Raw genomic sequence first — 20,856 nt, 5'->3', positions numbered from 1 at the left:
TTAGCGCATAGATGATTCTTTTACGGCCAGTCTGCGCGATATTTTTTCAATGACAATACTGGGTTGAATAACGTCCATAATGTGTTCGTGTTCCTGATGACCGTTGTCTGGAACAACATGGATGATATCGTGTAATTCGGGATTCTGCAGCGGACCAGTAGCATATGGATTTGCTGTAGTAAATAAACCCACCGTAGGCGTTTTGATTGCAACGGCAATATGCAAAGGCCCGGTGTCGCCAGTCAATAGCACATCCATGTTATTGAGCAGTGCTGTCAACTCAGGCAGGCTGGTATTACCGACGCGATTACTCACCTGAGCATGCAATGATTCCGGTAAATGCTGGAGAAAAGTTTCGGCACGGTGTTTATCATCTGGACCACCGATAAGAATAATACGTAAATCTGCATGTGCAGAGCATAACGAAGCCGCAACACAAGCGAAATTTTGTGGTGACCAGCAACGTTCTGCAGTTGAAGCACCTAATTGAAATCCAATAACTGGCGAGCTATCAAACACTTTTTCAGTTACCGCAAACGGCATCTTCATTTCAATATTTGATGAGTCACAGCCCAAACAACTTACTAATGAAAGCTTACGCTGGATGATATGACCGCGAAAATCGATGAGGTACTTTGATAACCATTTGTCGCGGTAATTGAAATGATCAACGTAATTATCTTTGATAATGCATTTTGAACCTGCCAGCAGTGCAGCAATGTAGTCGTAAGGTTCATGCGAGTGCAACAGAAGCGTTAAATCAGGTTTGGGGAATTTGCCTAAATTTTTAAGCATGTCAGACAAAGTAATGGCTTTATTATTCCAGAAAACCAAATTATCCCAGTCTTCACCATTTTTTAGAAATTCAGAAAATTTCTGGTGGGCAACGAGTGTAATAATGGCAGCAGGATAGCGTTCTCTAACCGCTCTTATTGCGGGTGAATTGAAAAGAAAGTCACCTAATGCCGTAGTGGAAAAAATAACAACATGACGCGCATCGATATTTGCCAGGTCTGGAGGTGTTTGCAGTGGATTGCCTCTCACTAGCATGTACAGCCTGATCGCTTTATCAAGCGCTTTTATTTTCCACAATTTACGCATTATAGGAACTCATTCCATCATCATTAAAATTCTCAAATTCAAGTCTTTAAGACCTTCATCGGTTTTATAAGTTTCATTTTTCCGGAAGTGTCGTTGTTAAGTGGCCCAGAACGGTGTCTCCGGGCCACGATGAGGAGGTTAAAACAGCTGATTCAGTTGATGCGCAACATAACTATTTACGATGCTTTCTTCCACTACCTGCCATGCCCTGCTCTGCGGCACCGGCGACAACGGCTTGTTCGGCTTACACACGCCGGGCGCGCGGAAGCGTGGAGGCTGCGTTTTGGATGGCGGCGGAGTCGTGCCCTGATGCAGCGGCTCATTCAGTAACTGGCTTGGCCGCACTAACGTGATATCGGCTGGCAATGTCGGCAGCATCTGCTGCAGTACGCGTACCGTCGTAGGATGCGGATGGCCAATGGCGATGGCATAACCGTCGCGCTGCGCCAGTTTCACCGCGCGGGTAAACTGCGTGCGGATTGAAGCCTCATCCTGGCTATCGTCGAGGAACACGCGACGTTTCAGTACTTTAACGTTGGTACCTTGTGCGGCCGGGATCGACTGACTGTTGCCAATCGTCATGCTATCGAGAAAGTAGTAGTTGTAGTGATTGAGCACCTGCATCACTTTCTGCATGCCGGGCAGGCTGGAGGTCATTTTGCTGCCCATATGGTTATTCAGGCCGACGGCGTAAGGCACTTTTCCACTGGCTTCACGAATAATCCGCTCGATTTCCGTGCTGCTCATCTCTGGCGTCAGCGTGTCTTTCTCCAGCGGCTGCTTGCTGAGCGGCGCCATCGGCAGGTGAATCAGCACTTCACGACCGCCTTGATGCGCTTTGGTGGCCATCTCGCGTGCATGTGGCGCATTAGGCAGGACCGCAACGGAAATTGCGGTGGGCATCTGCAGCACTTTATTCTCTTCTTTTGGCCGATAACCGAAGTCGTCGATCACGATGGAGAGTTTTCCCGCATGGGCGGAAAGTGTTAGAAACAGGCCGCACAGGGCGGCCGAGAGCTTAGAGGGTTGAAACAAAACTTATCTTCCTAACCACGGTAGTGGATTGACGGCCTGTCCCTGGCGTCGGATTTCAAAGTAGAGCGAAGGCGTGCCGCGGCCGCCGCTGGTGCCCACAAGGGCGATAGGCTGTCCTGCCTTCACCTGAGCACCCACGCTCACCAGTGCGCTTTGGTTGTAGCCATAAAGGCTCATATCACCTTTACCGTGTTCCAGAACCACAACCAGACCATAGCCTTGCAGCCAGTCGGCCATCAGTACGCGTCCATCAGCGATGGCTTTCACTTCGGTGCCTTCTGGCGCATCAACCACCAGACCTTTCCAGCGCAATTCGCCCTGCATCGATTCACCGAAGCGATGTTCAATACGTCCACGTACCGGCCAAACCGCTTGCCCGCCGGGCTTGCCTAATCCGCCGGTACGCGCCATCAGCTCGCGCTCACTCTGCGTTGGCTGATAGTTTGATCCTTTAGCTTTCGCCTGTGCCTGACGTTGACGCACTTTTTCCGCCTCGCGCGCTTCCCGTTCGGCACGTTCACGCGCTTCACGCTCAGCCTTGGCGATTTTGCTCTGCAGTCGGCTTTCGTTCTCACGCATCTCAACCAGGTCAGCCTGATCTTTCTCCAGCGAGCTTTCCAGTACGGTGAGCGTTTTCTTACGCGCCGCGCTGGCCACTTCCAGCTTGCTTTGCTGCGTCTGTTGTTGAGCTAACAACGATTTTTGCTGATCCTGTTTACCCCGCAATGATTGGCGCTGTTCCGCTAATTGCTGTTGGGTTTGCTTGAGATCGTCGATGTTTTTCTGACGTGCGGCGTTGAGATAGCCGAAATAGGCAAGAATACGCTCACTGCGCTGGGCTTCTTCACCACCAAGCAGCAACTGTAGACCATTGTGCTGTCCCTGACGGAAGGCGGCATCAAGCTGTTGTGCCAGCAGTTTTTCCTGCTGCGCTTGCTGCTTTTCCAGCCGCGAGATAGAAGAGGTGACCTGCGCAATTTCACCCTCGAGCGTGCTGAGGCTGTTACGCGTTTCGCGCAGCTGACGGCTGGCCTGCGCAATCACTTTTTCCTGACTTTGCAGTTGATCCAACAGCTTACTGCGCTGCACTTTCTGCGCCTTAACGCTCTTCTCTTTCTCGGCGATGTCCTGCTGGATGGACTTCAGCTGCGTTTTACTGTCATCCGCACTGCGAGCGGCAGCAGGAAGTAATAATGTGCCCGCCAGAAGCAGACTCAGGGAGATTTCGGACCAGCGGAATGACAACGGAAGCGCAGTGCCGTTGTGACGGGTCCTTGTGTGTGTAACGGTCGCTTTTCCCTTCATAGTCGATAATTATTCCACGATGAACAGCCGCTTACCAGTTAGCCCGGCCGGGTTTTACTTTGCTAAAAATGTCTGTCCCGAGCTTACCGGCATAAACTTTGTCTTAATTTTGGGATTAGAACACTTTTTTTGGAAAATGACGCACAAATCGTAACTCTGTTCCCTTAGCGACTGTACATGCGAAGTGGCGCAGGTATACTCAGAACCCTTGTTTTAGCTTATCAGCCCGGTTTGGAGTCGTTACCCCTCATGCAAGAAATTATGCAGTTTGCAAGCAATCACCCCATCCTCAGTCTGGCATGGGTTGCTTTACTCGTTCTCGTGATTGTGACCACCGTTAAAGGTATGTTCTCTAAAGTAAAAACCATCAGTCGTGGTGAAGCAACCCACCTGATTAACAAAGAGGACGCGGTGGTGGTAGACGTTCGTTCACGTGACGATTACCGCAAAGGACACATTTCTGGGGCTATCAACGTAGCGGCAGCAGACATCAAAAAAGAGAGCTTTGGCGAGCTGGAAAAGCACAAGTCACAGCACATAATTGTAGTTTGCGCGACCGGTCAAAGTGCGGGCGAATCTGCGGCGAAATTGAGCGCAGCGGGCTTCGAGAAAGTCTCCGTACTGAAAGATGGCGTGAGCGGCTGGAGTGGTGAAAATCTGCCACTGGTGCGCGGTAAATAACTTCTTTGAGGTAACCGTATGGCGAATGTAGAGATCTACACCAAAGTCACTTGTCCTTATTGCCACCGTGCAAAGGCGTTGTTGGATCAGAAAGGCGTGTCGTTCCAGGAGATTCCCATTGACGGGAACGCGGCGAAACGTGAAGAGATGATTCAACGCAGCGGCCGCACGACGGTGCCACAGATTTTTATTGATGCGCAGCACATTGGCGGCTGTGACGATCTTTACGCGCTGGATGGGCGTCAGGGACTTGATCCTCTACTCCAGGCATAACTTTTCGGTCAGACAATTTTAACTCACAGGATTTAGACACATGTCAGAGCAAAGCAACAGCGAAATGCAGTTCCAGATTCAACGTGTTTACACCAAAGATGTTTCTTACGAAGCGCCAAACGCACCGCAGGTTTTCCAGAAAGAGTGGGAACCGGAAGTGAAGCTGGACCTGGACACCGCCTCTTCTCAGCTGGCTGATGGTGTTTTTGAAGTCGTTCTGCGTGTTACAGTAACCGCAACCGTTGGCGAAGAGACCGCATTCCTGTGCGAAGTCCAGCAGGCGGGTATTTTCACCATCAGCGGTATCGAAGGCACGCAGATGGCACATTGCCTCGGCGCTTACTGCCCGAACATTCTGTTCCCGTATGCACGCGAATGCGTAACCAGCCTTGTGTCTCGTGGTACTTTCCCGCAGCTCAACCTGGCGCCAGTTAACTTTGATGCGCTGTTCATGAACTATCTGCAGCAGCAAGGTGAAGGCGAAGCGCCACATCAGGATGCCTGATGACTACACTCAACGCTTCAATTAGCGTCATCGGTGCCGGCTCGTACGGCACCGCATTGGCCATCACGCTGGCCCGTAACGGCCATCCGGTTCTGCTCTGGGGCCACAATCCTCAAAGCGTGGCGCAGCTGCAAGCTGACCGCTGCAATGCCGCTTTCCTGCCCGATGTGCCTTTCCCTGATAATCTCGTTCCTGAAGCCGATTTGGCTAGCGTGGTTAACGCCAGTCGCGATCTGCTGATTGTGGTGCCGAGCCATGTATTTGGCGACGTGCTGACGCAGCTTAAGCCGCATCTGCGTGCTGATTCGCGGATTGTCTGGGCGACGAAAGGACTGGAAAAAGAGACCGGCCGTTTGCTGCAGGATGTGGCGCGTGAAATCCTCGGCGATGCGATTCCGTTAGCGGTGATTTCCGGACCCACCTTTGCTAAAGAGCTGGCTGCTGGCATGCCAACGGCAATCGCACTGGCATCGACCGATGCGGAGTTCGCTGAAGACCTGCAGCAAAAGCTGCACTGCGGTAAAAGTTTCCGCGTATATAACAATCAGGATTTCATCGGCGTGCAATTAGGCGGCGCGGTGAAGAACGTGATTGCGATTGGTGCGGGGATTTCTGACGGCATTGGCTTTGGTGCCAACGCGCGTACAGCCTTAATCACCCGTGGCCTGACGGAAATGAGCCGTCTCGGCGCAGCGCTGGGTGCCGATGCCACCACCTTTATGGGCATGGCCGGTTTAGGCGATCTGGTGCTGACCTGTACCGATAATCAGTCGCGCAACCGTCGTTTCGGCATGATGCTGGGGCAAGGCGAGAGCGTAGACGATGCTCAACGCATTATCGGACAAGTTGTAGAAGGCTACAGAAACACCAAGGAAGTCAAAGCATTGGCCGCGCGTGTTGGCGTAGAAATGCCAATTACCGAGCAGATTTATCAGGTGCTCTATTGCGGAAAATCAGCGCGAGAGGCAGCATTAACCTTACTTGGCCGTGCAAGGAAGGACGAAAACAGCCAAAGCTGAAGCAGGATGCGCCAGCGTCACCACCTGTAGCGCCCCATCAGGCGCTTTTTTTATCGGGAGCAAACAGCAATGTCGTCTGAAGAGTTAGAACTGGTCTGGAACCATATCAAAGCCGAAGCCAGAGCACTGGCCGACTGTGAACCGATGCTGGCCAGCTTTTACCATGCGACATTGCTTAAACACGAAAACCTCGGCAGTGCGCTCAGCTATATGCTCGCCAACAAACTGGCGAACCCGATCATGCCTGCCATCGCCATCCGCGAAATCGTGGAAGAAGCCTACCGTGAAGACCCAGAGATGATTGTCTCCGCAGCCTACGATATTCAGGCTGTGCGTCAGCGTGACCCCGCCGTTGATAAATATTCCACACCGCTGCTTTACCTCAAAGGCTTCCACGCCCTGCAGGCTTATCGCATTGGCAACTGGTTATGGAGAGAAGGTCGCCGCGCACTGGCGGTTTATCTGCAGAACGAAATTTCCGTCTCGTTTGCCGTGGATATTCACCCGGCGGCGCGCATTGGTCGCGGCATCATGCTTGACCATGCCACCGGCATTGTTATCGGCGAAACGGCCATCATCGAAAATGATGTTTCGATCCTGCAATCGGTGACGCTCGGCGGTACGGGTAAAACCAGCGGCGATCGCCATCCGAAGATCCGTGAAGGTGTGATGATTGGCGCGGGTGCCAAGATTTTGGGCAACATTGAAGTGGGACGAGGTGCGAAAATCGGTGCCGGTTCCGTTGTTCTGCAGCCCGTACCGCCGCATACCACGGCGGCCGGCGTGCCAGCGCGCATTGTCGGTAAACCGACCAGCGATAAACCGTCGATGGATATGGATCAGCACTTCAACGGCGCGGGCTTTGAGTACGGCGACGGCATCTAGCCTTTGATCAGCGCGCCAGCATAATCGAGCTGGCGCCACGCTTCATACACCACCACAGATACCGCATTAGACAGATTCATGCTGCGGCTTTCCGCCATCATCGGAATACGGATTTTCTGCTCAGCGGGTAGCGCGTTGAGTATATCTGCGGGTAAACCACGACTCTCCGGACCAAACACCAAATAATCACCCTTTTGATAATTCACCGCGCTGTGCGCAGGCGTTCCTTTGGTGGTGAGCGCGAACATGCGCTGAGGCGTTTCCGTTGCCAGAAATGCTGCGTAATTAGCGTGTTTTTTTAAGGCGGTATATTCGTGGTAATCCAGCCCGGCGCGGCGCAGGCGCTTATCATCCCAGGCAAAGCCCAGCGGTTCAATCAGGTGTAACTGGAAACCGGTATTTGCGCACAAGCGAATGATGTTGCCGGTATTTGGCGGAATTTCAGGTTCAAATAAGACAATGTTTAGCATAAGGCCCCCAGAAACGAGGGCCGAAGCATAACAAATTATTGACGGGCGGAGTACAGCGGCAGCCACAGCGTAAGGCGTAAACCCCCGAGCGGGCTGTCATCGGCTTTGACCCAGCCGCGATGCTGCTGGATGGCCGTTTCGACGATCGCCAGGCCCAATCCGGTGCCGCCTGATTCACGATCGCGCGCCTCATCGGTGCGGTAGAACGGACGGAAAATCTGCTCGCGATCTTCTGGACTGACTCCCGGACCATCATCATCGACGTGGATGGTGATGCCTTCGATATCCACCGAGAAGCTGACGCTGATATGCGAATTCGAATAGCGCAGCGCATTACGCACGATATTCTCCAGCGCACTCTCCAGCGCATGTGGATTACCGTACAGCGGCCACGGGCCAGGCGGATAAGGCACTTCCATCAGTTTGCCCATCTGCTCGGCTTCAAATTTGGCATCTTCCAACACGCCGTTCCACAGCTGGTTGGCCTTCATTGCTTCACTGACCAGTGCGTTATTGTGTTGCGTACGCGACAGCACCAGCAAATCGTTAATCATGCCATCAAGACGCTGCGCTTCCGTTTCGATGCGCTGCAGCTCTTTGCCTTCCCCATTACGGCGACGCAGTAACGCGGTTGCCAGCTGCAAGCGAGTCAACGGCGTACGCAGTTCATGGCTGATATCGGATAGCAAACGCTGTTGCGCCGTCATCATGCGTTCGAGCGCGCTCACCATTTGGTTGAAACTCGAACCCGCAGCCAGAAACTCTTGCGGTCCCGATTCCAGTTCCGGATGCTGACGCAAATTGCCGCTTGCCACTTCATCCGCCGCATATTTAAGTTTGCGGGCGGGACGCGCCAGGCTCCACGCCAGCCACAGCAGCAATGGCGAGCTGATCAGCATAGTGACAATCAGCAGCAACAGCGGGAGGTCAAACAGCAGATTGACGAAATCCAGCTGTGAACTGGTGGCAGGACGAATCAGGTAGAGCTGATAGTTGTCTTCGCCATCACGAACCGCGAAAGGCCCAACCATTTCAACGCGACCATACTTTTTCTTTTGTGGGTGATCGGCGTTATCCGACTGCCCAATAAAGTTACGGATGATCTGCATTTCATTGTGCTGCGCGCCAATCACCCGGCCTTCGCTGGTCACCAATAACAAGCGCTGACCGGGCGGCGCCCATTTGTCGATGGAGCGGAACAGGCGACGCCACCACATTAAGTCGTTTGGCGGATCTTGTGACAGCTCCGCTTCAACGTGCTGTTCAATCATGGTGCCCTGACGCTGCTCGCTTTCCAGTAATGCGGTCATCTGGCGCGAATCGAGTTTGGGCACCATCAAAACCAGCATCAACACCAACGCTAGCGTGAGCCAGAAGATGGCGAAGATGCGGGTGGTTAAACTTCCAATCATGATGCCGAAACCATCAGATAGCCGCGTCCGCGCAGGGTTTTAAACCACGGATGACCATCACGACGTTCCGGCAATTTACGACGCAGATTAGAAATGTGCATATCAATAGCGCGGTCAAAAGGCGTCAGACGTTTGCCCAACACTTCCTGACTAAGGTGTTCACGCGATACCACCTGACCCAGATGCTGTGCCAGCAAATAGAGCAGGGTGAATTCGGTACCGGTGAGATCCAGGGTTTCGCTATCAAAGCTGGCTTCCTGACGACCCGGATTCAGGCGCAGGCAGTCGACTTCCAGCGTCGGTGAGCTGTTATCGTGCTGCTGTTGCTGCTCGCTCCAGTTTGAACGGCGCAAAATGGCACGAATACGCGCCACCAGTTCACGATCGTTAAACGGCTTAGGCAGATAGTCATCTGCGCCCAATTCAAGGCCCAGAACGCGGTCCAGTTCGCTGCCACGTGCAGTCAGCATAATGACCGGAGTTTGGTGCTGTTGGCGTAGTTCTTTCAACGTGTCGATACCGTTCTTCTTCGGCATCATTACATCAAGCAATAACAAGTCCACGGTGTTGTCTAGCAGGTTAAGCGCCTGCTCACCATCGCTTGCCACAATAACTTCAAAACCTTCCATCTCAAGCAGTTCTTTAAGCAGCGAAGTTAATTCGCGGTCGTCATCAACCAACAGGATTTTATTCATTTTTTATTGCCCTCCGCAGGCAAAATACCGTGTTCCTTGACTTGCAATCCAACGCTTTACGTAGTTTTACACCCCCTGACGGATGTTTGCAGCCACCGCCGTACACTGGCTCTCGTTGAATCGCAAAACGGAACGAACTGGGAGTTAACGATGCGCTACTTAACCGCCGTCGTCATTGCCTCAGCGATGGTTCTCAGTCACGCCAGCGCCGAAGCAGCAGACACGACGACGATTGACGAGATGCATCCGAACAGCGGATTGACGACAGGCAGTATGACGCAAAATCCGCAAAGCTACATGTTCGATGGCATTGAGCTGACTGAACAACAGCGGCAACAGATGCGAGACCTGATGCAGCAAGCGCGACACGAACGCCCAACAATCAGCGTTCAAGATATAGAAACTATGCATGACCTTGTCATTGCAGACAAATTTAACGAATCGGCTATTCGACAGCAGGCAGAGAAACAAGCCCGCGCAGCGATAGAACAGCAAGTCGAGATGGCTCGGGTTCGTAATCAGATGTACCACCTGCTAACGCCTGCACAGCAAGCGACATTGCAGAAAAATTATGAGCGACGATTAGCTGAAGTTCGTCGGCTCTCAGGATTGCAGCCATCATCACCGCTGCAAGCAGTGAGTAGTACCAGCAGTAACCAGTAACATAGTATCCCTGTTTTCCTTGCCATAGACACCATCCCTGTCTTCCCCCGCATGATGCGGGGGTTTTTTTTGCCTGTCATTTCTCTCTAACATCATTGTCTTAAAATTCAATCACGCAGCACACTTCTGCCGATGATAAACTTTAGCCATCTTGAGACCTAAAGGCCGCACCGATGAAGCGTGCGACCCGGCGAGGCATAGCATGGATTCTTCCTATGCAAAGTTAGTCAATCGGGCGGCGTTAGCGGCGACTACGCTGGCGACGCTACTGTTGATCGTGAAAATTTTCGCCTGGTGGCATACCGGTTCAGTCAGCATGTTGGCGGCATTAGTGGATTCATTAGTGGACATCGCCGCTTCACTCACCAACTTGCTGGTGGTGCGCTATTCTCTGCAGCCGGCCGATGACGATCACACCTTCGGTCATGGTAAAGCCGAATCACTGGCCGCGCTGGCGCAAAGCATGTTTATCTCCGGCTCGGCGCTGTTTTTGTTTCTCACCGGCATTCAGCATCTGGCATCGCCCGCAACTTTACATGCGCCGCTGGTGGGCATTGTGGTTACGGTGATTGCGCTGTTTTCAACCCTGACATTGGTTGCCTTCCAGCGCTGGGTGGTGCGTCGCACGCGCAGCCAGGCGATTCGCGCGGACATGCTGCACTATCAATCTGATGTGGTAATGAACGGCGCAATATTGGTCGCCCTCGGTTTGAGCAGCTATGGTTTTGTACGGGCGGATGCATTGTTCGCGCTCGGCATCGGCGTGTACATTCTTTATAACGCCTTGCGGATGGGTTATGACGCGGTACAGGCGCTGTTAGACCGCGTACTGCCCGAGCATGAAACGCAGGAGATCATCAACGTGGTGACCAACTGGCCGGGCGTTCGCGGCGCACATGCACTGCGCACGCGACAATCGGGCCCTACGCGTTTTATCCAGCTGCATCTGGAGATGGAAGATCAGTTGCCGTTGGTGCAGGCGCATCAGGTGGCCGATCAAATTGAGCAGGCATTACTGAAGAAGTTTCCCGGCTCAGACGTGATCATCCATCAAGATCCCTGCTCTGTTGTGCCGAGCAATCAACACGGCTTTTTTCAAGGTTAGCGATTTAAAATCATGCAATTACACAAAAAAAGTGACGTAACGCTAACAACTCTGTAAAAAATTAGCGAAAACTTGTCTGACCTGAATCAATTCAGCATCAAGCGTTTGATATACTATTTTGCAACTATTAAGCCATGCGATCGCGAGCTGGTCCACGCCGGACACATGGCAGGAATAATCCTTAGTTTTTGAACAATCCAGAGGTTGTCATGATCAAAAAAATCGGAGTACTGACCAGCGGCGGCGACGCCCCAGGCATGAACGCAGCCATTCGCGGAGTTGTACGTTCCGCGCTGAGTGAAGGACTGGAAGTTTTTGGTATTTACGACGGCTATCTGGGATTGTACGAAGATCGCATGATCAACCTCGACCGCTACAGCGTGTCAGACATGATCAACCGTGGCGGCACCTTCCTCGGTTCCGCACGCTTCCCAGAATTCCGCAACGATGAAGTGCGCCAGACCGCGATTGATAACATGAAAAAGCGCGGCATTGATGCGCTGGTGGTCATCGGCGGTGATGGTTCTTACATGGGTGCTAAGCGCCTGACCGAAATGGGCTTCCCATGCATCGGCTTGCCGGGCACCATCGATAACGACGTAGCAGGCACCGATTACACCATTGGCTACTTCACTGCGTTGGAAACTGTAGTTGAAGCGATTGACCGCCTGCGTGACACCTCATCTTCTCACCAGCGCATCTCCATCGTAGAAGTGATGGGCCGTTACTGCGGCGATTTAACGCTGGCGGCAGCGATTGCCGGTGGTTGTGAGTTCATCGTGCTGCCTGAAATCCCATATACCCGTGAAGAGCTGGTTGCCGAAATCAAAGCCGGCATTGCCAAAGGTAAAAAGCACGCCATCGTGGCGATTACCGAGCACATCTGCGATATCGACGATCTGGCGCACTTCATCGAAGCTGAAACCAAACGCGAAACCCGCGCCACTGTTCTCGGTCACATTCAGCGTGGCGGTGCACCTTGTGCCTATGACCGCATCCTTGCATCGCGCATGGGTTCTTACTCCATCGAGCTGCTACTGCAAGGTTATGGCGGCCGCTGCGTCGGTATTCAGAATGAGAAGATGGTGCATCACGACATCATCGACGCGATTGAAAATATGAAGCGTCCATTCAAACGCGACTGGCTGGATACCGCGAAAAAACTCTACTAATTTCCTATCAAGGCGCGACGAGATTCGCGCCTTTTTAATGCCTGCTCATATTCCCTCCAGTTATAACAGCTTATTTTTAATTCTTTAATCCGTGGATAAGTTTGTGTCAGTCTTGTTCTATAACGACCTCGGGAGAGCAAGCAATGAATAAGTGGAGTATTGGTGTCACCCTGTTACTGGCTTCAACCAGTGTTCTGGCAAAGGATATTCAGCTGTTAAACGTCTCTTACGATCCAACCCGTGAGCTGTACGAGCAGTACAACAAAGCGTTTAGCGCGCATTACAAGCAGGAAACCGGCGACAACGTGGTGATTCGCCAGTCGCACGGCGGTTCCGGTAAACAAGCGACCTCAGTGATCAATGGCATCCGTGCTGATGTGGTTACGCTGGCGCTGCAATCTGATGTCGATGCTATTGCTGACCGTGGTCGTATCAATAAAGACTGGATCAAACGCCTGCCGGATAACTCCGCGCCATACACCTCGACCATCGTGTTCCTGGTGCGTAAAGGCAACCCAAAAGGCATTCATGATTGGCCGGATCTAATTAAACCGGGCGTTTCCGTCATCACGCCAAACCCGAAAACGTCGGGCGGCGCACGCTGGAACTATCTGGCTGCATGGGGCTGGGCGCTGGATCAGAACCATGGCGATCAGGCCAAAGCGCTGGCTTACGTGAAATCGCTGTTTAAGAACGTGGAAGTACAGGATTCCGGCGCACGTGGTGCGACCAATACCTTCGTAGAACGTGGCATTGGCGATGTGCTGATTGCGTGGGAAAACGAAGCCTATCTTGCAGTGGATAAGCTGGGTAAAGACAAGTTTGAAATCGTCACCCCAAGCGAATCGATTCTGGCGGAGCCAACGGTTTCGGTGGTGGATAAAGTGGTCGACGAGCAGGGCACGCGTAAAGTGGCCGAAGATTATCTCAAGTATCTCTACTCGCCGGAAGGCCAGACCATCGCGGCGGAGAATTTCTACCGTCCACGTGATGAAGCCGTTGCGAAGAAATTTGCCAATAAATTCGCTCCGGTAAAATTGTTCACTATCGACAGCAAGTTTGGTGGCTGGACGCAAGCCCAGAAAACCCACTTCGCCGATGGCGGCAGCTACGATCAGGTGATGAAGCCATAACGAATAAAAAAACGGCCAGCGAGAGTGCTGGCCGTTTTGTTTTAGTCCGTGACTTTCATCACCTGCCAGGCGAGGATGCTGGCAGGTGATGAACAGAGGAATCGGGCTATGCAGGGCAGTCGTCGTACCCTGAAGTTACTTACCGCTTTATTGGTGCTGTTGATTGTTGGACTGATCGCCGGCGCCATCCATTTCCATAAAAACGCCAACGCCTTGTGGCAAATTATCAGCGAGAAGTGCGTACCGAATATGGCGGCGAAGGGCAAACCCGCGCCATGTCAGCAGGTGAACAGCGCGCAGGGTTACGTTACGCTGAAAGATCTCAACGGGCCGTTGCAGTATCTGCTGATGCCGATCGAAAAAATTACCGGCATGGAAAGCCCGATCCTTCTTGAACCCGCAACGCCGAATCTGTTTGCCGAAGCCTGGCAGCAACGCACATTGCTGGCTCAGAAGCACGGCGCGCCGATTCCCGATAGCGCGCTGTCGCTGGCCATCAATGCGCAATACGGGCGTACGCAGAATCAGCTGCATATTCATATTTCCTGTCTGAGGCCAGATGTGCGTCAACAGCTGGATGCGCTGGCACCGAGGCTAAACGCGCAGTGGCACAGTGAAACGCTGCGTAAGCATGGTTATCTGGTGCGGTCGATTTCTGCGGCAGAACTGGCGCAGCAGAGTGCGTTTATCCGTCTGGCGGATGAAGTGCCGCATGCGCGCACCGAGATGGGGAAATACGGACTGGCGCTGGCACAGTTGCCGGATGGCCGTTTAGCGCTGTTGGCGCTGGAGCGTAACTGGCTGAAACTGAACAGCGGCTCGGCGGAAGAGCTGCAGGATCATAACTGCAGCATATTGCCGCAATAACCCATCTTTCGTAGGGTTGCCATTTATGGCGACCAATAAAAAAGGCGGCTAATCAGCCGCCTTTTTCTGCATCGAAAACGCTGACTTACGCGTTTTTCGCTGCTGCTGCCGCTTTCACGATCACCGCAAATGCATCTGCTTTCAGTGAAGCACCGCCAACGAGTGCGCCATCAATATCTGGCTGGGTGAACAGCTCAGCGGCGTTTTTGTCGTTGACCGAGCCGCCGTACTGAATGATCACTTGCTGAGCGATAGCTGCATCTTTCTTCGCGATATGGTCACGAATGAATTTGTGCACCGCCTGAGCCTGCGCTGGAGTGGCTGATTTGCCGGTACCGATAGCCCAAACTGGCTCGTAAGCGATAACCGCGCCTTCGAACGCTGCAGCGCCCTGGGTTTCCAGCACGGCGTCAATCTGACGTGCGCACACTTCTTCGGTTTTGCCCGCTTCGTTTTCTGCGTCAGTTTCACCGATGCACAGAACCGGCACCAGGCCAGCTTCTTTCACTACGGCAAATTTCTTCGCGATGAACTCGTCGCTCTCTTTGTGGTATGTGCGGCGCTCAGAGTGGCCGATGATGATGTATTTCGCGCCAACGTCTTTCAGCATGTCTGCGGAAGTTTCGCCAGTGAATGCGCCAGACAGATTAACGTCAACGTTCTGAGCACCCAGAGCAATGTGGCTACCGGAAATGGCGTGCTTCGCCAGGTCCAGATAGATGGCTGGCGGTGCAATCGCGACGCCACAACCATCAACACCAGACAGCTCTTTGCGCAGGCCTTCAATCAGCTCTTTAGTGATCTGCTTGCTACCGTTCAGTTTCCAGTTACCCATAACCAGTGGATGTCGCATTCTTTCCTCCGCATAACGCGATTCATGAAATAGCGCTGCCATCGGGCAGCGATGTCTGCGAGACAGTATAGAGATCAAATGCGTTGCTGGCTTTGCTTTTCGTCATTTTTGCCGGTGCGATCAGGGCGTCGCGAGCGCCAGTTTTATCGGCTCAACGGCGAAGGTCAAACCCTTGTCGCCGTTGTCTGCCACCACGAAACGCAAGGCACCTTCGGTGCGGGAAAAATAGCGTGCACCTTTACCGGCGCTGAGCAGGGAATCGAGTTTTTTACGCCCATCTTCGGGCGATAAGCCGGGGATGAAGAAACGCAGCAGGGCGGTCATATAATCCATGGCGCGTGCCTGTGCGGCTTTCATATCGGGGCCGGGAACCGGCAGCCAGGTGATTTGCAGAGTTTTGATTTTGCCGGTGCCTTGCTCCAGCGCCGTTGAGGCATACAGCGTTTCGCTGATTTTGCTGGCGGCACGCGTCAGGTTGCTTTTATCACCGCGATTATCAATGGCGCGATATTCCTGCAGCAGTTCATTGGGATTGGCCGCGTTGTACTTCTCACGGAACTGAGCAACGGTCATATCGAAGGTCGGCGCACCCGCGAGCAGATAGGGCGCAGCAGGCAGATGATCGCTACGATCTAACGTGGGTGCATCCTCCGCCCAGACGGGAAATGTCAGTGCGAGGCCAAGCAGCAGCGCGACTGGCAGGTTGTTCATTGCTTCGGCCCTAAATCATTCACTTAGCCCACGATTAGAACGGTTTTTACCGGGCAAAGTCAAAACCCACACTGGGAAAAATCTCACATTCTTTGTGCCGCGCCGATTACCAGTAATGCTCGCTGGTCATGTGGCCGGGTTTGCGTTTGAAATGTTTGCGCATCTCTCGCGTATCTTTCAACAACTGCTGAGTATCACGCACCATCTGTGGATTGCCGCACAGCATTACATGGCTGGTTTCTGCCGTCAGTGGCAAGCCGACGGCTCGCTCCAGTTCTCCGCTTTCAATCAATTGCGGCACGCGACCGTGCAGCGAACCGGCAATCTCTTCGCGGCTGACTACCGTTTGAATGTGCAATTTTCCCTGATAGCGCTGCTGCAGCTCTTGCATCAAGGGCAGGAAGCTCAGGTCATCGGCAAAACGCGCGGCGTGCACCAGCACAATATTGTCGAAACGATCCAGATCTTCGCCCTGTTGCAGAATCGATAAATAGGGGCCGATCGCCGTGCCGGTCGCCAGCATCCACAGCGTTTGGCAGTCTGGAATTTCGTCGAGCACAAAGAAACCGGCCGCCTCTTTGGTGATCATCACCTGCACGCCGGGCTGCAGCGCCTGCAAACGCGGACTCAGTTTACCTTCCGGCACCGTGACCAGATAAAACTCCAGCAGCGAATCCTGCGGCGCGTTGACGTATGAATAGGCGCGCTGCACGCGCTCACCGTCAATTTCCAGTGCCAGCTTGGCAAACTGTCCCGCCGTAAAGGTATCAATCGGTGCTTCGACGCGCAGGCTGAACAGTGCATCGGTCCAGTTTTTTACTTCTTTAACTTCAGCATTGATCCACTCTGCCATGTTGGCTCCTTATTAATGATTATTCAGGCTCGTTACTATCATCGCCATCGGCCTGATGGATTTCCAGTCGGTACAGCGTCAAAGGGCTCTCAGCGACAAACGCAGCGCACAGATCAGCAACTGTAGCGGGCGGTTTACAATCTGGACTACCAACTTGACGGCTTAAGACATACAGCTTTGCCCGCGCCTCTCGATTTGTCACTGAATCCTGATATTTTTGCCGCCATAAATCCGAGGCGGCCTGTTTTGTGCTGCTTATTCTTTGTTTCTCAGGCAGACATTTTGTTCCATGTTGATAAGTAAAACGCAAAATCGCTTTCTGTTATTTATGCTGATCGTGCTGGTGGCGGTTGGGCAGATGGCGCAAACCATCTATGTGCCAGCGATGGCCAACATGGCCGAAACGCTCAATGTGCGCAGCGGCGCAATCCAGCAGGTGATGGCCGCCTATCTGATGACCTATGGCGGATCGCAATTGATCTACGGTCCGCTCTCGGACAGTTTTGGCCGTCGTCCGGTGATCCTGATTGGCATGACGATCTTTGCCGTCGGGGCGTTGATCGCCATGTTCGCGCCCTCGCTCGATATTCTGGTGCTCGGCAGTGCGGTGCAAGGTTTAGGTACCGGCGTCGCAGGCGTGATGGCGCGTACCATGCCGCGCGATCTCTATTCCGGCATCGCCCTGCGTCAGGCGAACAGCCTGCTGAATATGGGCATTCTGGTGAGTCCGCTGCTGGCGCCGGTGATTGGTGCGCTGCTGACGCATCTGTTTGGCTGGCACGCCTGTTTCGCCTTCCTGCTGCTGCTGTGCGTCGGCGTCACCGCGTCGATGGCGCGCTGGCTGCCGGAAACGCGTCCTGTTGATACGCCCGCCACGCCGTTCCTGCGCCGTTATGCCACTTTGCTGAGCGACGGTAACTTCGTGCGTTATCTGCTGCTGCTGATTGGCGCGCTGGCCGGTATCGCGGTGTTTGAGGCCAGCTGCGGCGTGCTGATGGGTGGCGTTTTGGGGCTGGATGGATTAACCGTCAGCATCCTGTTTATCCTGCCAATCCCGGCGGCGTTCTTTGGCGCCTGGTTTGCCGGACGTGAGCAGAAATCCTGGCACACGCTGATGTGGTACGGCGTGAACAGCTGCCTGTTGGCTGGATTATTGATGTGGGTTCCCGCCTGGTTTGGCATGATGAACATCTGGACGCTGCTGGTGCCGGCTGCGCTGTTCTTCTTCGGCGCGGGCATGCTGTTTCCGCTGGCAACCTCGGGTGCGATGGAGCCGTATGCGTGGCTGGCGGGCAGCGCAGGTGCGTTAATCGGTGGTTTGCAGAACCTCGGTTCCGGCGTGGTGGCGTGGCTTTCTGCGCTGTTACCGCAGCACGATCAATCCAGCCTTGGCATGCTGATGTTCGTGACGTCGCTGGTGATGCTGCTGTGCTGGTGGCCGCTCTCACGTCATCCGGAGAGCGGCAAGCAGGCGATTACAGGATAAATTGATGCAGCGCCGCGTCTTTGCGATCCAGATAGTGGATTGACTGGATGCGGCGAATGGTGCGCGATTTGCCGCGCACCAACAGCGTTTCGCTGGTGGCGATGTTGCCGTTACGCGTGATGCCTTTCAGCAAATCGCCGGTGGTGATGCCGGTGGCAGCGAAGATAACATTATCGTTGCGCGCCATTTGGTCCAGCTTCAGTACCTGACCCGCTTCAATGCCCATCTCGGCGCAGCGTTGCAGTTCATTCTCGCCAAGCCGACGATTCTCTTCGCTATCGCCTTTCACTTCGTGACGCGCTAATAAACGCGCCTGCATGTCGCCATCCATCGCGCGAATTACTGCCGCCGACACCACACCTTCCGGTGCGCCACCGATGCCGTACATCACATCCACTTCGCTATCCGGCATACAGGTCAGGATCGAGGCTGCGACATCGCCGTCCGGGAAGGAGAACACGCGCACGCCGAGCTGCTGTAGCTGGGCAATCACCGCATCGTGTCGTGGCTTGGCCAGAATCGATACCGTTAACTGGCTGAACGGTTTGCCCAATGCCAGCGCGATATTCTTCAGGTTGATATCAAGCGGCAGATTGAGGTCGATGGCGCCACGTGCGCCCGGTCCAACAATCAGCTTTTCCATGTACATATCAGGTGCGTGCAGGAAGCTGCCTTTGTCTCCCACCGCCAGCACCGCCAGCGCATTGGCCTGGCCCATCGCAGTCATGCGCGTGCCTTCGATCGGATCGACCGCAATATCCACGGCATCGCCACGGCCGGTACCGACTTTCTCACCGATATACAGCATCGGCGCTTCGTCGATTTCGCCTTCGCCAATCACAATCTGGCCGTCGATATCGATGGTGTTGAGCATAATGCGCATGGCGTGAACGGCTGCGCCGTCGGCCGCATTTTTATCGCCGCGTCCTAACCAGTGATAGCCCGCCAGAGCGGCGGCTTCGGTCACGCGGGAAAATTCAATCGCGAGTTCTCGTTTCATGGTGGCACCTGATAAAAAACAGGCAGGCAGTTTAACACAGCGGGGAAACGTGGCAGGGGAAAAACCCGCGGCAGGGCGCCGCGGGTTAGCAGGATTTTACTCTTCGTCTTCCCACGCTTTGGCGCGAGCGACCGCTTTCTTCCAGCCGGCGTAACGGACGTTACGTTCGGTGGTTTCGATGCTTGGGCGGAACTCACGCTCAATCACCGCTTTAGCGCGAACTTCTTCCAGATCGTTCCAGAAACCGACCGCTAAGCCCGCCAGATACGCTGCACCCAGCGCCGTCACTTCACGCACTTCCGGACGCTCAACGCGCGTGCCGAGAATGTCAGACTGGAACTGCATCAGGAAGTTGTTGGCAACCGCACCACCATCCACGCGCAGTGATTGCAGGCGGGTGCCCGCATCGTTCTGCATCGCTTCCAGTACGTCGCGCGTCTGGTAAGCAATCGACTCCAGCGTGGCACGGATGATGTGGTTCGCGTTAGCACCGCGCGTCAGACCGAAAATCGCGCCGCGTGCATACGGATCCCAATATGGCGCACCCAAACCAGTGAAAGCGGGCACCATATACACGCCGTTGGTGTCTTTCACTTTTAACGCGAAGTATTCAGAGTCGGTTGAATCGCTGATCAGCTTCATCTCATCACGCAGCCACTGAATCGACGCACCACCGATAAACACCGCACCTTCCAGCGCATAGTTCACTTCGCCGCGTGGGCCGCACGCGATGGTGGTCAAGAGGCCATGCGTTGAAGTCACAGCTTCTGTGCCGGTGTTCATCAGCATGAAGCAGCCGGTACCGTAAGTGTTTTTCGCCATACCCGGTTGTACACATAGCTGGCCATACAGCGCCGCTTGCTGATCACCCGCGATACCGGCGATTGGAATACGCGTACCGCCTTTACCACCAATGTTGGTCTGGCCGTATACTTCAGAAGAACCTTTCACTTCAGGCAGCATTTCACGCGGGATATCGAGGATCTCCAGCATGCGATCATCCCACTCCAGCTTGTGGATGTTGTACATCATGGTACGTGAGGCGTTGGTGTGATCGGTGACGTGCACACGTCCCTGCGTCATTTTCCAAATCAGCCAGGTATCAACGGTACCGAACAGCAGTTCGCCACGTTTGGCACGATCACGCGCGCCTTCCACGTTATCCAGAATCCACTTCACCTTGGTGCCTGAGAAGTACGGGTTAATCACCAAACCGGTGGTGTGCTGGATATACTCTTCCAGACCCTCTTTCTTCAGCTTGTTACAGTAATCTGCGGTGCGTGGATCCTGCCAGACGATGGCGTTGTAAACCGGTTTGCCGGTCTCTTTATCCCACACGATGGCGGTTTCACGCTGGTTGGTGATACCAATCGCCGCGATTTGATCGGAGTTAATGTCGGCGTGTGCCAGCACTTCAACCAGCGTTGAGCTTTGTGACGCCCAGATATCCATTGGGTCATGTTCAACCCAACCCGCTTTCGGGTAGATCTGGGTAAATTCGCGCTGAGAAACCGCGACGATGTTGGCATCATGATCAAGCACCACGGCGCGTGAGCTGGTTGTGCCCTGATCGAGTGCAACTATATATTTTTTATCAGTAGTCATTGTGCTTTCCTGATGTGGTATCGATGA

The 20,856-nt window shown here is 53.8% G+C and carries 22 protein-coding genes; 11 read left to right on the top strand and 11 right to left on the bottom strand.

Annotated features, from left to right (window positions below; translation table 11 throughout):
- The 3 genes from RTY00_RS00360 to envC form a co-directional block, all read right to left on the bottom strand.
- Nucleotides 1–1,101 (bottom strand): glycosyltransferase family 9 protein, encoded by a 1,101-nt coding sequence (locus RTY00_RS00360; RefSeq protein ID WP_312663065.1) that lies wholly within the window; start codon nt 1,099–1,101, stop codon nt 1–3.
- Nucleotides 1,102–1,239: 138 nt separating this feature from the next.
- On the bottom strand, nt 1,240–2,136 hold the full coding sequence (locus tag RTY00_RS00355) for a divergent polysaccharide deacetylase family protein (protein ID WP_312663064.1): 897 nt from the start codon (nt 2,134–2,136) through the stop codon (nt 1,240–1,242).
- A 3-nt stretch (nt 2,137–2,139) separates the two neighbouring features.
- Nucleotides 2,140–3,441, bottom strand: a complete 1,302-nt coding sequence (gene envC, locus RTY00_RS00350; protein ID WP_154194954.1) for a murein hydrolase activator EnvC — start codon at nt 3,439–3,441, stop codon at nt 2,140–2,142.
- A gap of 249 nt (nt 3,442–3,690) precedes the next feature.
- Between envC and RTY00_RS00345 the strand changes: the two genes are divergently transcribed.
- The 5 genes from RTY00_RS00345 (at nt 3,691) to cysE (ending at nt 6,804) form a co-directional block, all read left to right on the top strand.
- Complete coding sequence (locus RTY00_RS00345; protein WP_008109709.1) at nt 3,691–4,122, top strand: rhodanese-like domain-containing protein; 432 nt, start codon at nt 3,691–3,693, stop codon at nt 4,120–4,122.
- An 18-nt stretch (nt 4,123–4,140) separates the two neighbouring features.
- Entirely contained in the window at nt 4,141–4,395 is a 255-nt protein-coding gene (grxC, locus tag RTY00_RS00340; protein ID WP_007885328.1) for a glutaredoxin 3, read from the top strand.
- A 40-nt stretch (nt 4,396–4,435) separates the two neighbouring features.
- On the top strand, nt 4,436–4,900 hold the full coding sequence (secB, locus tag RTY00_RS00335) for a protein-export chaperone SecB (RefSeq protein ID WP_007885330.1): 465 nt from the start codon (nt 4,436–4,438) through the stop codon (nt 4,898–4,900).
- Complete coding sequence (gpsA, locus tag RTY00_RS00330; protein WP_312663063.1) at nt 4,900–5,919, top strand: NAD(P)H-dependent glycerol-3-phosphate dehydrogenase; 1,020 nt, start codon at nt 4,900–4,902, stop codon at nt 5,917–5,919. Before secB ends, gpsA begins: the two co-directional genes overlap by 1 nt.
- A 69-nt stretch (nt 5,920–5,988) precedes the next feature.
- Nucleotides 5,989–6,804, top strand: coding sequence for a serine O-acetyltransferase (gene cysE, locus RTY00_RS00325; protein WP_008109705.1), 816 nt, complete (start codon nt 5,989–5,991; stop codon nt 6,802–6,804).
- On the opposite strand, the gene trmL is transcribed toward cysE, so the two are convergent.
- From trmL to cpxR, 3 genes are read right to left on the bottom strand one after another with little or no spacing between them, the layout of a single operon-like run.
- On the bottom strand, nt 6,801–7,274 hold the full coding sequence (gene trmL, locus RTY00_RS00320) for a tRNA (uridine(34)/cytosine(34)/5-carboxymethylaminomethyluridine(34)-2'-O)-methyltransferase TrmL (RefSeq protein WP_312663062.1): 474 nt from the start codon (nt 7,272–7,274) through the stop codon (nt 6,801–6,803). The genes cysE and trmL overlap by 4 nt on opposite strands.
- Nucleotides 7,275–7,309: 35 nt before the next feature.
- Entirely contained in the window at nt 7,310–8,686 is a 1,377-nt protein-coding gene (gene cpxA / locus RTY00_RS00315; RefSeq protein WP_312663061.1) for an envelope stress sensor histidine kinase CpxA, read from the bottom strand.
- Nucleotides 8,683–9,381 carry an envelope stress response regulator transcription factor CpxR gene (gene cpxR, locus RTY00_RS00310; protein WP_007885339.1) on the bottom strand — a complete coding sequence of 233 codons (699 nt, stop codon included), beginning with the start codon at nt 9,379–9,381 and terminating at the stop codon, nt 8,683–8,685. The genes cpxA and cpxR overlap by 4 nt, the downstream gene beginning before the upstream one ends.
- A gap of 150 nt (nt 9,382–9,531) precedes the next feature.
- Between cpxR and cpxP the strand changes: the two genes are divergently transcribed.
- From cpxP to RTY00_RS00285, 5 genes are all read left to right on the top strand, one after another.
- The gene (gene cpxP, locus RTY00_RS00305) at nt 9,532–10,044 is read left to right on the top strand and encodes a cell-envelope stress modulator CpxP (protein WP_008109700.1); all 513 of its coding nucleotides are present in this window, start codon (nt 9,532–9,534) and stop codon (nt 10,042–10,044) included.
- Between the two features lie 202 nt (nt 10,045–10,246).
- Nucleotides 10,247–11,149: a CDF family cation-efflux transporter FieF gene (fieF, locus tag RTY00_RS00300; RefSeq protein WP_312663060.1), complete on the top strand. Its 903-nt coding sequence runs from the start codon at nt 10,247–10,249 to the stop codon at nt 11,147–11,149.
- Between the two features lie 209 nt (nt 11,150–11,358).
- Nucleotides 11,359–12,321, top strand: a complete 963-nt coding sequence (pfkA, locus tag RTY00_RS00295) for a 6-phosphofructokinase (RefSeq protein ID WP_101760662.1) — start codon at nt 11,359–11,361, stop codon at nt 12,319–12,321.
- 143 nt (nt 12,322–12,464) lie between these two features.
- A complete protein-coding gene (locus tag RTY00_RS00290) occupies nt 12,465–13,454 on the top strand; it encodes a sulfate ABC transporter substrate-binding protein (RefSeq protein ID WP_061720313.1) in 990 nt (329 codons plus the stop codon).
- Nucleotides 13,455–13,562: 108 nt separating this feature from the next.
- Nucleotides 13,563–14,321 (top strand): CDP-diacylglycerol diphosphatase, encoded by a 759-nt coding sequence (locus RTY00_RS00285; protein WP_312663059.1) that lies wholly within the window; start codon nt 13,563–13,565, stop codon nt 14,319–14,321.
- A gap of 85 nt (nt 14,322–14,406) precedes the next feature.
- Here the strand turns inward: RTY00_RS00285 and tpiA are convergent, their stop codons facing one another.
- From tpiA to fpr, 3 genes are all read right to left on the bottom strand, one after another.
- Nucleotides 14,407–15,174: a triose-phosphate isomerase gene (tpiA, locus tag RTY00_RS00280; protein ID WP_008109693.1), complete on the bottom strand. Its 768-nt coding sequence runs from the start codon at nt 15,172–15,174 to the stop codon at nt 14,407–14,409.
- 120 nt (nt 15,175–15,294) lie between these two features.
- Nucleotides 15,295–15,885, bottom strand: coding sequence for a YiiQ family protein (locus RTY00_RS00275; RefSeq protein ID WP_312663058.1), 591 nt, complete (start codon nt 15,883–15,885; stop codon nt 15,295–15,297).
- A 106-nt stretch (nt 15,886–15,991) separates the two neighbouring features.
- Nucleotides 15,992–16,738 (bottom strand): ferredoxin--NADP(+) reductase, encoded by a 747-nt coding sequence (fpr, locus tag RTY00_RS00270; protein ID WP_312663057.1) that lies wholly within the window; start codon nt 16,736–16,738, stop codon nt 15,992–15,994.
- A gap of 289 nt (nt 16,739–17,027) precedes the next feature.
- On the opposite strand from fpr, the gene emrD reads away from it, so the two are divergent.
- Entirely contained in the window at nt 17,028–18,224 is a 1,197-nt protein-coding gene (emrD, locus tag RTY00_RS00265) for a multidrug efflux MFS transporter EmrD (RefSeq protein ID WP_312663056.1), read from the top strand.
- Here emrD and glpX read toward each other — a convergent pair.
- Complete coding sequence (gene glpX / locus RTY00_RS00260; RefSeq protein WP_312663055.1) at nt 18,214–19,224, bottom strand: class II fructose-bisphosphatase; 1,011 nt, start codon at nt 19,222–19,224, stop codon at nt 18,214–18,216. The genes emrD and glpX overlap by 11 nt on opposite strands.
- Nucleotides 19,225–19,320: 96 nt before the next feature.
- On the bottom strand, nt 19,321–20,829 hold the full coding sequence (gene glpK, locus RTY00_RS00255; protein WP_179453188.1) for a glycerol kinase GlpK: 1,509 nt from the start codon (nt 20,827–20,829) through the stop codon (nt 19,321–19,323).
- Nucleotides 20,830–20,856 lie beyond the last annotated feature (27 nt).

The sequence above is a fragment of the Pantoea sp. CTOTU49201 genome (assembly GCF_032054795.1).
Lineage (GTDB): Bacteria > Pseudomonadota > Gammaproteobacteria > Enterobacterales > Enterobacteriaceae > Pantoea > Pantoea symbiotica.
Note: the sequence above shows the minus strand (reverse complement) of the source record. Positions and strands in the feature narration are given on the sequence as shown.

Bases quoted from the DNA above. Each gene is read 5' to 3' on its own strand.
- RTY00_RS00360 (WP_312663065.1), bottom strand. From the start codon at position 1,101: ATGCGTAAATTGTGGAAAATAAAAGCGCTTGATAAAGCGATCAGGCTG.
- envC (WP_154194954.1), bottom strand. From the start codon at position 3,441: ATGAAGGGAAAAGCGACCGTTACACACACAAGGACCCGTCACAACGGC.
- RTY00_RS00345 (WP_008109709.1), top strand. From the start codon at position 3,691: ATGCAAGAAATTATGCAGTTTGCAAGCAATCACCCCATCCTCAGTCTG.
- grxC (WP_007885328.1), top strand. From the start codon at position 4,141: ATGGCGAATGTAGAGATCTACACCAAAGTCACTTGTCCTTATTGCCAC.
- secB (WP_007885330.1), top strand. From the start codon at position 4,436: ATGTCAGAGCAAAGCAACAGCGAAATGCAGTTCCAGATTCAACGTGTT.
- gpsA (WP_312663063.1), top strand. From the start codon at position 4,900: ATGACTACACTCAACGCTTCAATTAGCGTCATCGGTGCCGGCTCGTAC.
- cysE (WP_008109705.1), top strand. From the start codon at position 5,989: ATGTCGTCTGAAGAGTTAGAACTGGTCTGGAACCATATCAAAGCCGAA.
- trmL (WP_312663062.1), bottom strand. From the start codon at position 7,274: ATGCTAAACATTGTCTTATTTGAACCTGAAATTCCGCCAAATACCGGC.
- cpxA (WP_312663061.1), bottom strand. From the start codon at position 8,686: ATGATTGGAAGTTTAACCACCCGCATCTTCGCCATCTTCTGGCTCACG.
- cpxR (WP_007885339.1), bottom strand. From the start codon at position 9,381: ATGAATAAAATCCTGTTGGTTGATGACGACCGCGAATTAACTTCGCTG.
- cpxP (WP_008109700.1), top strand. From the start codon at position 9,532: ATGCGCTACTTAACCGCCGTCGTCATTGCCTCAGCGATGGTTCTCAGT.
- fieF (WP_312663060.1), top strand. From the start codon at position 10,247: ATGGATTCTTCCTATGCAAAGTTAGTCAATCGGGCGGCGTTAGCGGCG.
- pfkA (WP_101760662.1), top strand. From the start codon at position 11,359: ATGATCAAAAAAATCGGAGTACTGACCAGCGGCGGCGACGCCCCAGGC.
- RTY00_RS00290 (WP_061720313.1), top strand. From the start codon at position 12,465: ATGAATAAGTGGAGTATTGGTGTCACCCTGTTACTGGCTTCAACCAGT.
- RTY00_RS00285 (WP_312663059.1), top strand. From the start codon at position 13,563: ATGCAGGGCAGTCGTCGTACCCTGAAGTTACTTACCGCTTTATTGGTG.
- tpiA (WP_008109693.1), bottom strand. From the start codon at position 15,174: ATGCGACATCCACTGGTTATGGGTAACTGGAAACTGAACGGTAGCAAG.
- RTY00_RS00275 (WP_312663058.1), bottom strand. From the start codon at position 15,885: ATGAACAACCTGCCAGTCGCGCTGCTGCTTGGCCTCGCACTGACATTT.
- fpr (WP_312663057.1), bottom strand. From the start codon at position 16,738: ATGGCAGAGTGGATCAATGCTGAAGTTAAAGAAGTAAAAAACTGGACC.
- emrD (WP_312663056.1), top strand. From the start codon at position 17,028: ATGTTGATAAGTAAAACGCAAAATCGCTTTCTGTTATTTATGCTGATC.
- glpX (WP_312663055.1), bottom strand. From the start codon at position 19,224: ATGAAACGAGAACTCGCGATTGAATTTTCCCGCGTGACCGAAGCCGCC.
- glpK (WP_179453188.1), bottom strand. From the start codon at position 20,829: ATGACTACTGATAAAAAATATATAGTTGCACTCGATCAGGGCACAACC.